Below are 14534 nucleotides of genomic sequence, written 5' to 3'. Positions count from 1 at the left end.
AGGCCGGAGCCTCGGGTTGTTCGGTCACGGTGCCTTCGCTGCCTGGGGCCGGGGTGGCTCGGCGGGCCGAGCCTCATGGTCGCGGGGCAGCCTACTGCGGCGGGTCCAACCGGTAGCCCACGCCTCGCACGGTGCGGATCAGCGTCGGCTCGGACGGTACGTCCTCGACCTTCGCCCGCAGCCGCTGCACACAGGCGTCCACCAGCCGGGAGTCGCCCAGGTAGTCGTGCTCCCAGACCAGCCGCAGCAACTGCTGCCGGGACAGCGCCTGGCCCGGGCGCTGGCTCAGCTCCAGCAGCAGCCGCAGCTCGGTGGGCGTCAGCTGCAGGTCCACGCCGGCCTTGGTGACCGTCATCGCGCTGCGGTCGATCACCACGTCCCCGTACGCGGAGGAGTCCGAGCTGTCCCGCTCGCCGCGCCGCAGCACCGCCCTGATCCGGGCGTCCAGCACCCGCGGCTGCACCGGCTTCACCACGTAGTCGTCCGCGCCCGACTCCAGGCCGACCACCACGTCGATGTCGTCGCTGCGCGCGGTCAGCAGGATGATCGGCAGCTGGTCGGTGCGGCGGATCCGGCGGCAGACCTCGAACCCGTCGATGCCGGGAAGCATCACGTCCAGGACGATCAGGTCCGGACGCTTCTCCTTGAACAGCTTCAGGCCGTCCTCGCCCGAGGCGGCGGCCGATACCTGATGGCCCTGCCTGGTCAGCGCGAGCTCAAGGCCCGTGCGGATGGCGTCGTCGTCCTCGATGAGCAGCAGATGTGACACGGCAGCCATTCTTGCCCATCGGGCGTATTTGATCGAGCCCTACCCCCGCCCGGCCTCTGTGACAGGCCTGTGACAGTCGGCGGACACGGCCATGACGACGGCGAGAGAAGCTTTTGCTTGTCGAAGTCGGGGGACTCCGGCGCAACAGAACCAACATCCACCAGGGAGCGCAGCATGAACGCAGTCATCGAGGCCCGGAGCGCCGCGGCACTTCGCGCTGCGCGCCCTGTGCACGGCAACGCCACACACAGCGCACCGCACCGGACGACTTCGCTCCAGACGCTTCACGGTGTCGGACGCGGCGGGGCGCACGACGGTTCCACGACCGTCACACTCACGCTTCGCGGCGTGGTGCGCGGCACCACCGTCCGCGAGCTGCCCGGGGGGACGGGCACGGGGGGCACGGGGGAGAGCGGCCAGCAGGCCGCGGTGGCGGCGGTCGGCGTACCGGAAAGCGCGGCGGGGGAGACCTCGCTCAGCAGTGAGGAGGAGTTCTCGGCCTACGTCCGGGAGCGCCGCGCCTCCCTGTACGCCACCGCCTACCACCTCACCGGTGACCGCTTCGCCGCCGAGGACCTGCTGCAGAGCGCGCTCTTCAGCACCTACCGGGCCTGGGACCGGATCACCGACAAGGCCGCGGTCGGCGGTTACATGCGCCGCACCATGACCAATCTGCACATCTCCGCCTGGCGTCGCCGCAAGGTCAACGAGTACCCGACCGAGGAGATGCCGGAGACCGTCGGCGACATCGACGCCATGGGCGGCACCGAGCTGCGCGCGGTGCTCTGGCAGGCGCTGGCCAAGCTCCCGGAGACCCAGCGCACCATGCTGGTGCTCCGCTACTACGAGGGCCGCACCGACCCGGAGATCGCCGACGTGCTCAACATCAGCGTCGGCACCGTGAAGAGCAGCATCTGGCGCGCACTGCGCCGACTGCGGGACGACGAGATCCTGGCGTCGCGCGACGGCGACGCGAGTGAGGCTTTCGGCGAGCTGGTCGCTTGAGCATGAGCTGACCAGGCACGACTCTTCTCGCCGAGGGAAGACCGGGGAGCCGCGTGGTCCGGGGGGATCATGGGGCCCGCACTCCCGGCAGCACACCAGGGGGAACGGGGGACAGGGGGGAAACGGGGGGAACGGGGGCGTCGCGGGCGGGGGCCCGGCTCGGGGGAGCCGGGAAGGCCCGCGGCAGCGGGGAACGGAACGGGCAGGGCACCTCCGGGGGGAGGAGGCCACTGCCCGTTCCGTGCGTTCCGGCTCGAGTCGGGGTCGGCGCTCAGCCCGCGTAGGCCGGGGCCGGGGCCGCCGTCACCGCGGCGATCCGGACCAGCGCCGTGCTGCCGCCGCAGGCGAACGCGCCCTGGGCGACCTGCCGGGCGACGATCCCGCGCTCGGCGCGCATCAGCCGCCAGCCCCGGTGCAGCAGGTAGGGGACGGACTTGCGGCGCTCCCGCACATCCCGGCGGAACCGGCGCCAGGCGGTGGTGACCGGACTGTTGCGCAGGCAGACCGCCTCGCCCAGCAGCCCTTCGGCCTCGCAGCGGCGGACGATCTCGGCGGCGAAGATCCCCTCGGCGACGAACGCCCGGGCACCTTCCAGCCGCAGGGTGTGCGAGCCGATCCGGCCGTTGTCGGGGATCGAGTACACCGGTATCTCGGCGCGGCCCTCCGTGCACAGCGCCCGGATCGCCGCCATCGCGTCCTCCTGGTGCCACGACCCGGGGTGGTCCCAGTCGGGGCCGGCGCCGTCGGGCAGCGGGGGGATGGTCGGGTCGTCCCCGTCCTTGTAGAAGTCGTCGAGCTGCAGCACCGGCAGCCCGGTCCGCTCCGCCAACGTCGACTTCCCCGACCCCGAGGGCCCGCACAGCAGGACGACGCGGACCGGACCGGGACTGTTCACGGATTGGCTGCTCACAGGTCCCAAGTCTGACGCATCAGGCTGCTGCCGAGTACCCCGCCCCCGTCAGGTCTCAACGGTTGGCGAGCCGGTGGACGAAGGCCAGGCCGGACCAGTCCTCGCCGAGGGCGGCCACTTTGACGTCCACCACGCCGGTCGGCAGCAGCAGTTCGCGCAGCAGGGTGTCGGTGAGGTCACTGCGGTGTCCGGCGGCGCGGCGGGGCCAGGCGATCCAGAGGCAGCCGGCCGACGGCAGCGCCGCCGCCAGCCCCGCGGCCTCGGCCCGGAGTTCCGCGGCGGTGCGGAAGAAGGCGACGGTGACGTCCGCGTCGGCGACCCCGGTGCCCGGCTCGACGCCGTCCGGCAGGCCGGGGATCGCGGCGACGGTCCAGTCCTGCGGCGGGTGCAGCAGGGCCACCCGGTGGCCCGGCTTGATCCGCAGCTTCTTCGCGAGTGGCGTGCCCGAGTAGCCCTGATCGCTCATGCGTCCATCCTGGCCGACCGGCGCCGGGCAAAGCGAACGGGCACGCACTCGGGGGGGAGGAGCGCGTGCCCGTTCTCAACGGGCGACCGGGCCCAGGGGGGGTGGGGCGGGCCGCCCGGCTTGTGGAGGGATCCGACCCGGGGGTCAGATGCCCATCGGGTGCCACACCGTCTTGGTCTCCAGGAAGGCCAGGAGTCGGTCGGTACCCGGAGCAGCCGTCCAGTCATTGCTGATGTCGGGCCGCCTTACACGCTTAAGGGTATCCGCTGCGAGCACTTCCAGAGCTCGCGCCGAGCCGGGGCCTTCCGGAGAATTCACCCCGGAGAGGTCGAGGGCGTTGACGTCCTGGTGCGAGGCCAGGGTTGGGGCGATGTCCTCGGTGCGTCCGGAGAGCAGATTGACCACTCCTCCGGGGAGGTCGGAGGTGGCCAGCACCTCGCCCAGGGACAGGCCGGGGAGCGGCGCCGCGGTCGCCAGGGCGACCACCGCGGTGTTGCCGGTGGCGATCACCGGGGCGATCACCGACACCAGTCCGAGCAGCGAGAAGCCGTTCCCCGACTGCGGCGCGACGATGCCGACCACACCGGTGGGCTCGGGTGTGGAGAGGTTGAAGTACGGGCCCGCGACCGGGTTGGCCGCGCCCGCGATCTGCGCCACCTTGTCGGTCCAGCCCGCGTACCAGACCCAGCGGTCGATCGCCGCGTCCACCAGCGCCGCGGCCTTCCGCGCGCCGACGCCCTCGCTCACCGCGACCTCGGCGGCGAACTGCTCGCGGCGGCCCTGCAGCATCTCCGCCGCGCGGTAGAGGATCTGGCCGCGGTTGTACGCGGTGGCGCCGGCCCAGCCGCCGACCGCCTTGCGCGCGGCGGAGACCGCGTCGCGGGTGTCCTTGCGGGTGCCCTGCGGGGCGTTGGCGAGCCAGTCGCCGGTCTTGAGGTCGGTCACCTCGTACACCCGTCCGCTCTCGGAACGGGGGAACTTCCCGCCCACGAAAAGCTTGTAGGTCTTGTAGACGTCGATACGGGTCTCAGTGTCAGACATCGAGGTAGGCCTCCAGGCCGTGGCGACCGCCCTCGCGGCCGTAGCCCGACTCCTTGTAGCCGCCGAAGGGCGAGGTCGGGTCGAACTTGTTGAAGGTGTTGGACCACACCACACCGGCCCTGAGCTGCGAGGCCATCCAGAGGATCCGGGACCCCTTCTCGGTCCAGATGCCGGCCGAGAGCCCGTACGGGGTGTTGTTGGCCTTGGCGACGGCCTCCTCCGGGGTGCGGAAGGTCAGCACCGAGAGCACCGGGCCGAAGATCTCCTCACGGGCCACCCGGTGGGTGGCGCTGACGCCGGTGAAGACGGTCGGCGGGAACCAGTAGCCGGAGCTCGGCAGCTCGCAGGCGGGGGCCCAGCGCTCGGCGCCCTCGGCCTCGCCGGCCTCGGTCAGCTCCCGGATCCGGGCCAGCTGCTCGGCCGAGTTGATCGCGCCGATGTCGGTGTTCTTGTCCAGCGGGTCGCCGAGCCGCAGCGTCTCCATCCGCCGCTTCAGCGCGTCCATCACCTCGTCGTGCACCGACTCCTGGACCAGCAGCCGGGAGCCCGCGCAGCAGACATGGCCCTGGTTGAAGAAGATGCCGTCCACGATGCCCTCGACGGCCTGGTCGACCGGGGCGTCGTCGAAGACGATGTTGGCGGCCTTGCCGCCGAGTTCCAGCGACAGCCGGGTGCGGCTGCCGGCCAGGGTGCGGGCGATGGCCCGGCCGACCTCGGTGGAGCCGGTGAAGGCGACCTTGTCGATGCCCGGGTGGCCCGTCAGCGCGGCGCCGGTGCGGCCGTCGCCGGTGACGATGTTGACGACGCCCTTGGGCAGCCCGGCCTGGCGGCAGATCTCCGCGAAGCGCAGGGCGGTGAGCGGGGTGGTCTCGGCGGGCTTCAGCACCACGGTGTTGCCGGTGGCCAGCGCCGGGGCGATCTTCCAGGCCAGCATCAGCAGCGGGAAGTTCCACGGGATGACCTGAGCGGCCACGCCGACCGGGCGCGGATCCGGGCCGTAGCCCGCGAACTCCAGTTTGTCGGCCCAGCCCGCGTAGTAGAAGAAGTGCGCGGCGACCAGCGGCAGGTCGACGTCGCGGGTCTCCCGGATCGGCTTGCCGTTGTCGATCGACTCCAGCACGGCCAGCTCGCGCGACCGCTCCTGGATGATCCGGGCGATCCGGAACAGGTACTTGCCGCGCTCGACGCCGGGTAGCGCCGACCAGGCCGGGAAGGCGTCGCGGGCGGCCTTCACCGCGCGGTCGACGTCCTCCGGCGTGCCCTGGGCGACCTCGGCGAGGACCTGCTCGGTGGACGGGTCCACCGTCTTCAGCGCCTCGGTGCCGGTGCTCTCGACGAACTCGCCGCCGATGTAGTGGCCGTAGGAGCTGGCGATCTCGCCCGCGGCGGCCCGGGACTCGGGTGCGGGGGCGTACTCGAACAGCTTGCGGCCGTGGGTGGCGGTCGCCGCCGCGGCCACGGTCTCGTTGGGCTTCTTCTTCGCCACGGCTAGTCCACCGTCACATAGTCAGGACCGGAGTACCGGCCGGTGGTCAGCTTCTGACGCTGCATCAGCAGGTCGTTGAGCAGGCTGGAGGCGCCGAAGCGGAACCAGTCCGGGGACAGCCAGTCGTCGCCGAGCACCTCGTTCACCATCACCAGGTACTTCATGGCGTCCTTGGTGGTACGGATACCCCCGGCGGGCTTCACTCCCACCTGCACCCCGGTCGCGGCGCGGTAGTCGCGGACCGCCTCCAGCAGCACCATGGTCACCGGCGGGGTCGCGTTCACGGCGACCTTGCCGGTGGAGGTCTTGATGAAGTCGGCCCCGGCGATCATCGCCAGCCAGGACGCCCGGCGGACGTTGTCGTAGGTCTGCAGCTCGCCGGTCTCGAAGATCACCTTGAGGTGCGCCGCGCTGCCGTCCGGGCGGACGCAGGCGCCCTTCACCGCCTTGATGGTCTCGAAGACCTCCAGGTAGCGGCCGGACAGGAAGGCGCCCCGGTCGATCACCATGTCGATCTCGTCGGCCCCGGCGGCGACCGCCTCAGCGGTGTCGGCGAGCTTCACCGGCAGTCCGGCGCGCCCGGACGGGAACGCGGTGGCGACGGACGCCACCTGCACCCCGCTGCCGCCGACGGCGGCGCGGGCGGTGCGGACCATGTCGGGGTAGACGCAGACCGCGGCGACGCGGGGCGCCGTCGGGTCGCTGGGATCGGGGCGCATCGCCTTGGCGCAGAGCGAGCGGACCTTGCCGGGGGTGTCGGCCCCCTCCAGCGTGGTCAGGTCGATCATGGAGATGGCCAGGTCGATGGCGTAGGCCTTGGCGGTGGTCTTGATGGACCTGGTGCCGAGGGACGCGGCACGCGACTGCAGGCCGACGGCGTCGATGCCGGGCAGCCCGTGCAGGAAGCGGCGCAGGGTCGCCTCCGACGAGGCGACCTCGGTCAGTCCGGCGGCGGTGGCGGCTGGGGAAGTGGTGGGCATGCTCACCAGATGAGCATATCTACACGCGTAGCGTTTCGTCAGCGCCGATGGGGTGTGACTTTTGTCGAGGGTGACTGGTTGGCACTTTTGTAGTGATATGCGCAGCTGATGCCATACCGCAACCAGGCCCGCTCCTGATCCGGGCGGTCGGCTGAGGCAGAATCGGTCATTATGAGCGACCCCCAGGGCCAGAGCACGTCAGACCCCGACACCTTGAGCCAGGAGACCCCTGAGCCGGGTGCGACGGCAGAGCCGAACGAAACCGCTGAGCCGAGCGACACCGCGGAGCCGGGCGACACCGCGGAGCCGACTGATTCCGACTTCGCCGACCGCAGCTACCGCTCCGTCCCCGGCCTGGTCGCCGGAGGGCTGCTGACCGCGCTGACGCTGTGGCTCTGCATCGACGCGATCGTCCGCGGGCACGGACAGACCCCCTGGTACGGGCTGGCGTCGCTGGTGCTGCTGCTCCCGCTGTTCGCCGCCTTCACCCTCTGGCCCGTGGTACGGGCCGACCGGGACCAGCTCTTTGTGCGCAACCCGTTCCGGACCATCACCGCGCCCTGGAGCGAGGTCGAGTCCATCCAGGCGGCGCTCTCGGTGGAACTGCGCGCGGGCGGCCGGAAGTACCAGGTCTGGGCGATCCCGGTGTCGCTGCGCCAGCGCAAGCGGGCCGGCCGGCGGTCGATGATGGCCAGGGGCGACGCGGCCGTGCTGGAAGGCCGGCGCAGCCGTACCGGCCTCGGCGGCTCCGGTCCGACCTCCAGGTTCCCGGTCGGCGGCCCCGGTGTGCTGCGCGGCCGAGCACGGGCCACGGCGAGCAGCGGCGACGGCTTCGGCGCCCCGGCGAGCACGGAGGTGCCGCTGGCCTGGGCCGACCGCGCGGTCGAGGAGCTGCGCGAGCTCGGAGCCCGGGCGGAGGGCCGCCCGAGCGCGGTCGGAACCGTCACGGTCGTCTGGACCTGGTGGGTCATCGCCCCGGTGCTCGCCGGCGTGGTGGCCATCGCCCTGCTGGCCGCCCTCGGCTGAGTCCTCAGGGTCTGGGCCCTCAGGGTCTGGCCCGCACCAGTTGGTCGCGCAGGCGGTCGAGTTCGGCGGTGCTGAGGCCGTGGTGCTGCAGGAACCCGGCCGTGGTGCGGTGACGGCCGAGGACCCGGTCCAGGAACAGCGCGAGCAGCGCCCCGCGGACCGGGCGGGAGCGGCGTTCGGTGCCGTGTTCGTCGAGGTAGTAGACGGGGCCGTCGAGCAGCCCGAGCCCGGTGTTGGACAGGGCGTAGTCGGCGGCGATGTCGGCGGTGTCCACGCCCAGGGCGGACAGGATGACGGCGATGGTGACGCCGGTCCTGTCCTTGCCGACAGCGCAGTGGACCAGGGCCGGGAGCGCGCCGGGGGCGATCAGCCGACGGATGCAGGCGACGATCGGCGGTCCAGCCGTGTCGGCCATGAAGGAGTACATGTCCTCCATTCCGTCGCCCTCGCCCGCGGGGGTGTCGGCGGCGGTGTCGGGGTTGCCGGTGGGCGCGGCAGCCTCCGTCATCGCCGCCGCCGCGGGGTCGAACGGCGGCAGGGTCGGCAGCGAGACCAGTTCGAAGTCCAGCCCGTGCCGCTGGTTGGGCCAGTACACCGCCTCCTCCGCGCTGCGCAGGTCGACGACGGTGCGCAGCCCGAGCGCGGCGAGCCGGGCCGCGCCGTCCGGGCTGAGTTCGTGCAGCGAGGCCGAGCGGTAGAGCAGGCCGAGGCCGATGCTCCCGCCGTCGGCCGTGGCGAAGCCCCCGGCGTCGCGGAGGTTGCGGACGCCGGGGATGTGGATCAGCCTGTCGGTACCGGGGGCGGGGCGGGGTTCCGTCGTCTCCATGGCCTCAGCCTAGGTCCGGCCACCGACAGTCCGTCAGTTGCCCGCCGGGGTCAGAATCCGCCGGCCGCGGCGAGGTCCCGCTTCAGCGCGGCCAGCACCCCGGCGGCGGTCGCGCGGGCGTCCGCGAGCACGTCGCCGGAGGCCACCGGGACGACGACCTCCAGGTAGCACTTCAGCTTGGGCTCGGTCCCGGACGGGCGGACCACCACCCGCGCCGACCCGACCGAGGGCCCGCTGAGCCGGTAGCGCAGCCCGTCCGTGGGCGGCAGGCCGGCGCCGCCCTGCTCCAGGTCCTCGGCCGAGTCGACCCGCAGTCCGGCCAGGGCGGTCGGCGGGTGCTCGCGCAGCCGGGCCATGGCCTCGCCGATCAGCCGCAGGTCGGCCACCCGGACCGAGAGCTGGTCGGTGGCGTGCAGGCCGTGGGTCAGCGCCAGGTCGTCCAGCAGGTCGCCGAGGGTGCGCCCGGACTGCTTGAGGTCCGCTGCCAGCTCGGCGACGGTGAGCGCGGCGCTGATGCCGTCCTTGTCGCGGACGGCGTCCGGGTCGACGCAGTAGCCGAGGGCCTCTTCGTAGCCGTAGCGCAGGTCCTCGGCGCGGGAGATCCACTTGAAGCCGGTCAGCGTCTCGGCGTAGCGGAGTCCGGCGGTCTCGGCGATCCGGGAGAGCAGTGAGGAGGAGACGATGGTGGTGGCGAAGGTCCCGGCGGCCCGCTTGGCCACCAGGTGGGCGGCGAGCAGCGCGCCGACCTCGTCCCCGCTCAGCATCCGCCAGCCGGTGCCGTTGGCCGCGCCGGGGTCGGCGACCGCGACCGCGAGCCGGTCGGCGTCGGGGTCGTTGGCGATGACCAGGTCCGGGCCGAGGGCCGCCGCAGTACGGAAGGCCAGGTCCATCGCCCCCGGCTCCTCCGGGTTGGGGAAGCCGACGGTGGGGAAGTCGGGGTCGGGTTCGCCCTGCTCGACGACGGTGCTCGGGGTGGGGAAGCCCGCGCGCTTGAACGCGGCGAGCAGGGTGTCCCGGCCGACGCCGTGCAGCGGGGTGTAGACCACGGACAGGTCGCGCGGCGCGTGCGGGTCGACCACCGCGGCGGCGCGGGCCAGGTAGGGCTCCAGGATCTCGGCCTCGGACAGCACCTCCCAGCCGCCCTCGGCCAGCGGGACCTGGTCCAACGAGCCGATGGCGGCGATCCGGTCGGCGATGCCCGCGTCGTGCGGCGGGACGATCTGCGAACCCTCCAACTCGCCGCCGAGGTAGACCTTGTAGCCGTTGTCGCGGGGCGGGTTGTGGCTGGCGGTGACCATCACCCCGGCCGCCGCGTCCAGGTGCCGCACCGCGAAGGCCAGCACCGGGGTGGGCAGCGGCCCCGGCAGCAGCGCGGCGTTCAGGCCCGCGGCGACCATCACCGCGGCGGTGTCCCGGGCGAAGTCGTAGGACTTGTGCCGGGCGTCGTAGCCGATGACCACCAGGCCGTGCTCGGCGTCCCGCCTCAGGTACGCGGCGAGGCCGGCGGCGGCGCGGATGACCACGGCGCGGTTCATCCGCATCGGGCCCGCGCCCATCTCGCCGCGGAGCCCGGCGGTGCCGAACTGCAGCGTCCCGGAGAACCGCGCGGACAGCTCCGACCAGGCCCGCGCGTGCTCCTCGGAGGCGTCGCCCTCGACCGAGGCGAGCAGGCCGGTCAGCTCGGCGCGGGTGTCCGGGTCGGGGTCCTCGGCGAGCCAGGTACGGGCCCGGGTCAGCAGGTCGGTGGCGGCGGTGGGCTTCATCGCGTCGTCCGTTCTCTTTCTGGTGCGGGTCCGTACAACGAGCATGGCACCCGCCACGGAGGAGCGGCGGATGCCATGGGTGGGGCGGGGCCGGGCGGCGCCGCTCAGATCCGTTCGAGGACCTTGGCCAGCAGCGCGCCCATCCGGGCGGCGGAGGTGCGTCCGGCCTCCAGCACCTCGGCGTGGTTCAGCGGCTCGCCGGTGATGCCCGCGGCCAGGTTGGTGACCAGGGACAGGCCGAGCACCTCGGCGCCGGCCTCGCGGGCGGCGATGGCCTCCAGCGTGGTGGACATGCCGACCAGGTCGCCGCCGATGGCGCGGACCATGGCGATCTCGGCCGGGGTCTCGTAGTGCGGGCCGGGGAACTGGACGTAGACGCCCTCCTCCAGGCTCGGGTCGATCTCCCGGCAGAGCGTGCGCAGGCGGGAGGAGTAGAGGTCGGTGAGGTCCACGAAGTTCGCGCCGACGATCGGCGAGGCCGCGGTCAGGTTGATGTGATCACTGATCAGCACCGGCTGGCCCGGGGCCATCCCCTCGCGGAGCCCGCCGCAGCCGTTGGTCAGTACGACCGTGCGGCAGCCCGCGGCGACGGCGGTGCGGACGCCGTGGGCGACGGCGGCGACGCCGTGGCCCTCGTAGAAGTGGGTGCGGCCGAGGAACACCAGGGCGCGGGTGCCGCCGATGGTGATCGAGCGGACCATGCCGGAGTGGCCGGCCACGGAGGGCGGCGGGAAGCCGGGGAGCGCGGTGATCGGGAACTCGTGCTCGGGCGTGCCGAGCTCGTCGGCGGCGGGGACCCAGCCGGAGCCCATGACCAGTGCGACGTCGTGGTTCTCCACACCCGTCAGGTCGCGCAGTGCGGCGGCGGCCTCCTTGGCGGCGGCGTACGGCGAGTACGGGTCGGCGGGCGTTTCGTCGGCGGTCCTGCTGCTGGTGTCAGCGGCGGCGACCGGCTGAGGGGATGCGTTCACACCTTGAGGATATCTGTTCCCCCTACGCGCGTAGAAGAACGAACGGATGACATTTCCGGCATGAGGTCGGGTGCGGACTGTATGGTCCGCCAAATGCCGGGCCCCGAGGCGGGCCCGGCGCCGCTCAGCAGGGGCGCTTGCGGAGTTCCATCACGTAGTCGTGCGGGGCGCCGGCCGATTCGGCGGCGTCGGCGATGATGCCGAGGTAGCGGGCCGAGGGCAGGCCGCCCTCGTAGTCGTTCAGGACGTAGGTCCAGGCGGTGAGGTCGCCCTCAAGGGTGTGCACCCTGACCTTGATCTTGCGGTAGAAGCCGAGCGGCAGGCCCTCCCAGCGGTCCAGGCCGGCCTCGTCCCCGGGGGCGATGTCGTACAGGCCCACGAAGACCTGGTCCTTCTCGTCCTCGACCACCGTGGCGATCGAGCCCTCCCAGCCGAACTGCTCCCCGCCGAAGGTCAGCCGCCAGCCGTCCAGCCAGCCGGTGCAGCGCAGTGGCGAGGCCGGGGCCCGGCGGCTCATCTGCCGTGCGTCGAGGTTGCTGGCGTAGGCGGCGTAGAGCGACATGCGTCACAGCGTACGGGAGAGGCAGCAGGCGGGGGGCCTCGGGCGGTCGAGCCCGGTGTCGTACATGGGGCAAGGTGCGGGACAATGGCGTATGTGACTCGGATAGTGATCATCGGCGGCGGACCTGGCGGATACGAGGCGGCGCTCGTCGCCGCCGACCTCGGCGCGGAGGTGACCGTCGTGGACAGCGACGGCCTCGGCGGCGCGGCGGTACTGACGGACTGTGTGCCGTCGAAGACCCTGATCGCCACGGCAGAGGTGATGACGAGCTTCGACAGCTCCTACGAGGAACTGGGCATCACCGTCGCGGACGGCGCGGACATGGCGCGGACCCGGGTGGTGGGCGTCGACCTGGGCAAGGTCAACCGACGGGTGAAGCGGCTCGCCGTCGCCCAGTCGCACGACATCACCCAGTCGGTCACCCGCGCCGGGGTCACCCTGCTGCGCGGCTTCGGCCGGCTCGCCGAGGGCGGCCAGGGCGTGGACGGCTCGCGCGGCGTGGTCGTCGACCTCGCCGAGGCCGACGGCGGCGGGACCCGGGAACTGCGCGCCGACGCCGTGCTGATCGCCACCGGGACGCATCCGCGGGAGCTGCCGGACGCGGTGCCGGACGGCGAGCGGATCCTCAACTGGACCCAGGTGTACGACCTGGACGAGCTGCCGGACGAGCTGATCGTGGTCGGCTCCGGCGTCACCGGGGCGGAGTTCGCCGGCGCGTACCAGGCGCTGGGGTCGCGGGTGACCCTGGTCTCCAGCCGCGACCGGGTGCTGCCCGGGGAGGACCCGGACGCCGCGACGGTGCTGGAGGACGTGTTCCGCCGGCGCGGCATGAACGTGATGTCGCAGTCGCGTGCGGCGTCGGTTCGCCGGGTCGGCGACAAGGTCGAGGTGGCGCTGGCGGACGGGCGGGTGATCACCGGCTCGCACTGTTTGGTGGCGGTCGGCTCGATCCCCAATACCGCGGGGATGGGCCTGGAGGGCGCCGGGGTGAAGCTGACCGAGGGCGGCCAGGTGAAGGTGGACCGGGTCTCCCGGACCAGCGCGCCGGGCGTCTACGCGGCCGGCGACTGCACCGGCGTCTTCATGCTGGCGTCGGTCGCGGCGATGCAGGGCCGGATCGCGATGTACCACGCGCTGGGCGACGCGGTGCAGCCGCTGAACCTGAAGACGGTGGCGTCCAATGTCTTCACCGACCCGGAGATCGCCACCGTGGGTTACAGCGCGGCCGACGTCGAGTGCGGGAAAATGGACGCGGTCTGCGTGAAGCTGCCGCTGCGGGGCAACCCGAGGGCGAAGATGCAGGGCATCAGGGACGGCTTCGTGAAGCTGTTCTGCCGTCCGGGGACCGGGATCGTGGTCGGTGGAGTGGTGGTCGCGCCGCGAGCGAGCGAGCTGATCCACCCGATCTCGCTGGCGGTGGACAACAATCTGACGGTCGAACAGGTGGCCAGCGCGTTCACCGTTTATCCGTCGGTCTCCGGGTCGATCGCGGAGGCGGCACGGCAGTTGCACATCCGTAAGCGGGCGGAGGGCGGCGCGGGGGCGTGACGGGGGCGTGACGTAGTGGTTGGTGGCGCGCATTGTAGGGGTGCGCGCCGTTCTGTGGTGGACAACTTCGACTACTAAGGGCAAACGCCTGAAAGCAGATGGTCATGCACGTTACCGTCTGTTTCGTGTTCGCAGCAGAACGTCGCCAGTTGATCCTCGAAATGGTGCGCGCCAACGGAGCGGTTTCGCTCCGGGAGCTCGCCCGAGTCGTCCAGACCTCCGAAGTGACCGTCCGCCGTGATGTGCGTGCCTTGGAGGCCGAGGGCCTCCTTGACCGCAGACACGGTGGAGCGGTGCTCCCCGGCGGTCTCTCCAGAGAGCCGGGATATCCGCAGAAAACACATCTCGCCGCGGCGGAGAAGAGCGCGATCGCCGACCTGGCCGCCACGATGGTCGCCGAGGGCGACGCGATCGTGGTCGGCGCGGGCACCACGACCCAGGAGCTGGCGCGGCGGTTGGCGCGGATCCCCGGGCTGACCGTGGTCACCAACTCGCTGCTGGTCGCTCAGGCGCTGGCGCATGCCAACCGGGTGGAGGTGGTGATGACCGGGGGGACGTTGCGGGGCTCCAACTATGCGCTGGTGGGGAGCGGCGCGGAGCAGTCCTTGCAGGGGCTGCGGGTGACTCGGGCCTTTATCTCGGGGAGCGGTCTTACCGCGGAGCGGGGGCTGTCGACGACCAACATGCTGTCGGCGAGCGTCGACCGGGCGTTGGTCGCGGCGGCGGCGGAGGTGGTGGTGCTGGCCGACCACGGGAAGCTGGGGTCGGACACCATGTTCCAGACCGTCGCGGCGGAGGGGATTGCCTGTCTCGTGACGGATGAGCCGACGGGGGTCTCCGAGCTGGCGTCGCGGGAGTTGGACGCGTTGGCGGATCGGGGGGTGCAGGTGTGTGTGGCGCCGGTGGTTCCGTTGGCGAGTTCGGCTCCGCCGTTGGGTGGGGGGGCGGCGGCGTCGTCCTCCGGGCTGGCGTTTCCGGGGCAGCGGAGGCCGGCGCCGGTGGGGTTGCCGGTGGCGCGGGGCGGGGCGGGGGCGCGGGGCTGAGGGTTGGCCTGCGGGCTTGGCTTGGTGCGGGCCTGGGGTTTGCCTGCGGCGCGGGTGGGTGCATGGCAGCGGGGGCGGGCCGGGTCGGGTTGGTCGCTCTGGGGCCTGCTGCGAAACGGGTGCCAAGAGTCGAGGTGC

At 72.3% G+C, this 14534-nt stretch carries 14 protein-coding genes; 4 read left to right on the top strand and 10 right to left on the bottom strand.

Going from position 1 to position 14534, the window contains the following annotated elements; translation table 11 throughout:
* Nucleotides 1-91 precede the first annotated feature (91 nt).
* Nucleotides 92-769 (bottom strand): response regulator, encoded by a 678-nt coding sequence (locus tag ACEZDG_RS06815; RefSeq protein WP_380503919.1) that lies wholly within the window; start codon nt 767-769, stop codon nt 92-94.
* Between the two features lie 174 nt (nt 770-943).
* On the opposite strand from ACEZDG_RS06815, the gene ACEZDG_RS06810 reads away from it, so the two are divergent.
* Nucleotides 944-1774, top strand: coding sequence for a SigE family RNA polymerase sigma factor (locus ACEZDG_RS06810; protein ID WP_380503916.1), 831 nt, complete (start codon nt 944-946; stop codon nt 1772-1774).
* 271 nt (nt 1775-2045) lie between these two features.
* Here ACEZDG_RS06810 and ACEZDG_RS06805 read toward each other — a convergent pair whose 3' ends face one another.
* From ACEZDG_RS06805 to deoC, 5 genes are all read right to left on the bottom strand, one after another.
* Nucleotides 2046-2669 (bottom strand): uridine kinase family protein, encoded by a 624-nt coding sequence (locus ACEZDG_RS06805; RefSeq protein ID WP_380503913.1) that lies wholly within the window; start codon nt 2667-2669, stop codon nt 2046-2048.
* 70 nt (nt 2670-2739) lie between these two features.
* Nucleotides 2740-3150 (bottom strand): DUF3052 domain-containing protein, encoded by a 411-nt coding sequence (locus ACEZDG_RS06800; RefSeq protein WP_380503910.1) that lies wholly within the window; start codon nt 3148-3150, stop codon nt 2740-2742.
* A gap of 144 nt (nt 3151-3294) precedes the next feature.
* On the bottom strand, nt 3295-4191 hold the full coding sequence (locus ACEZDG_RS06795) for an aldehyde dehydrogenase family protein (protein ID WP_380503907.1): 897 nt from the start codon (nt 4189-4191) through the stop codon (nt 3295-3297).
* On the bottom strand, nt 4184-5650 hold the full coding sequence (locus ACEZDG_RS06790; RefSeq protein WP_380505420.1) for an aldehyde dehydrogenase family protein: 1467 nt from the start codon (nt 5648-5650) through the stop codon (nt 4184-4186). Before ACEZDG_RS06790 ends, ACEZDG_RS06795 begins: the two co-directional genes overlap by 8 nt.
* A gap of 29 nt (nt 5651-5679) precedes the next feature.
* Nucleotides 5680-6657, bottom strand: coding sequence for a deoxyribose-phosphate aldolase (gene deoC / locus ACEZDG_RS06785; protein ID WP_380505417.1), 978 nt, complete (start codon nt 6655-6657; stop codon nt 5680-5682).
* A gap of 171 nt (nt 6658-6828) precedes the next feature.
* On the opposite strand from deoC, the gene ACEZDG_RS06780 reads away from it, so the two are divergent.
* Nucleotides 6829-7683, top strand: a complete 855-nt coding sequence (locus ACEZDG_RS06780) for a PH domain-containing protein (protein WP_380503904.1) — start codon at nt 6829-6831, stop codon at nt 7681-7683.
* A 19-nt stretch (nt 7684-7702) separates the two neighbouring features.
* Here the strand turns inward: ACEZDG_RS06780 and ACEZDG_RS06775 are convergent, their stop codons facing one another.
* From ACEZDG_RS06775 to ACEZDG_RS06760, 4 genes are all read right to left on the bottom strand, one after another.
* On the bottom strand, nt 7703-8509 hold the full coding sequence (locus tag ACEZDG_RS06775; protein WP_380503901.1) for a tyrosine-protein phosphatase: 807 nt from the start codon (nt 8507-8509) through the stop codon (nt 7703-7705).
* A 50-nt stretch (nt 8510-8559) separates the two neighbouring features.
* Nucleotides 8560-10272 carry a phospho-sugar mutase gene (locus ACEZDG_RS06770; RefSeq protein WP_380503899.1) on the bottom strand — a complete coding sequence of 571 codons (1713 nt, stop codon included), beginning with the start codon at nt 10270-10272 and terminating at the stop codon, nt 8560-8562.
* A 104-nt stretch (nt 10273-10376) separates the two neighbouring features.
* The gene (locus ACEZDG_RS06765) at nt 10377-11243 is read right to left on the bottom strand and encodes a purine-nucleoside phosphorylase (RefSeq protein ID WP_380503896.1); all 867 of its coding nucleotides are present in this window, start codon (nt 11241-11243) and stop codon (nt 10377-10379) included.
* 124 nt (nt 11244-11367) lie between these two features.
* Entirely contained in the window at nt 11368-11805 is a 438-nt protein-coding gene (locus tag ACEZDG_RS06760; protein ID WP_380503893.1) for a gamma-glutamylcyclotransferase, read from the bottom strand.
* 84 nt (nt 11806-11889) lie between these two features.
* Between ACEZDG_RS06760 and ACEZDG_RS06755 the strand changes: the two genes are divergently transcribed.
* A complete protein-coding gene (locus tag ACEZDG_RS06755; RefSeq protein ID WP_380503891.1) occupies nt 11890-13353 on the top strand; it encodes an NAD(P)H-quinone dehydrogenase in 1464 nt (487 codons plus the stop codon).
* Nucleotides 13354-13514: 161 nt separating this feature from the next.
* Nucleotides 13515-14396, top strand: a complete 882-nt coding sequence (locus ACEZDG_RS06750) for a DeoR/GlpR family DNA-binding transcription regulator (RefSeq protein WP_380505414.1) — start codon at nt 13515-13517, stop codon at nt 14394-14396.
* The last annotated feature ends 138 nt before the right edge of the window (nt 14397-14534 follow it).

Origin of the sequence: Streptacidiphilus alkalitolerans, assembly GCF_042511045.1 — a bacterium.
Taxonomy (GTDB): domain Bacteria; phylum Actinomycetota; class Actinomycetes; order Streptomycetales; family Streptomycetaceae; genus Streptacidiphilus; species Streptacidiphilus alkalitolerans.
This window is presented reverse-complemented; position numbering and strand designations above follow the sequence as displayed.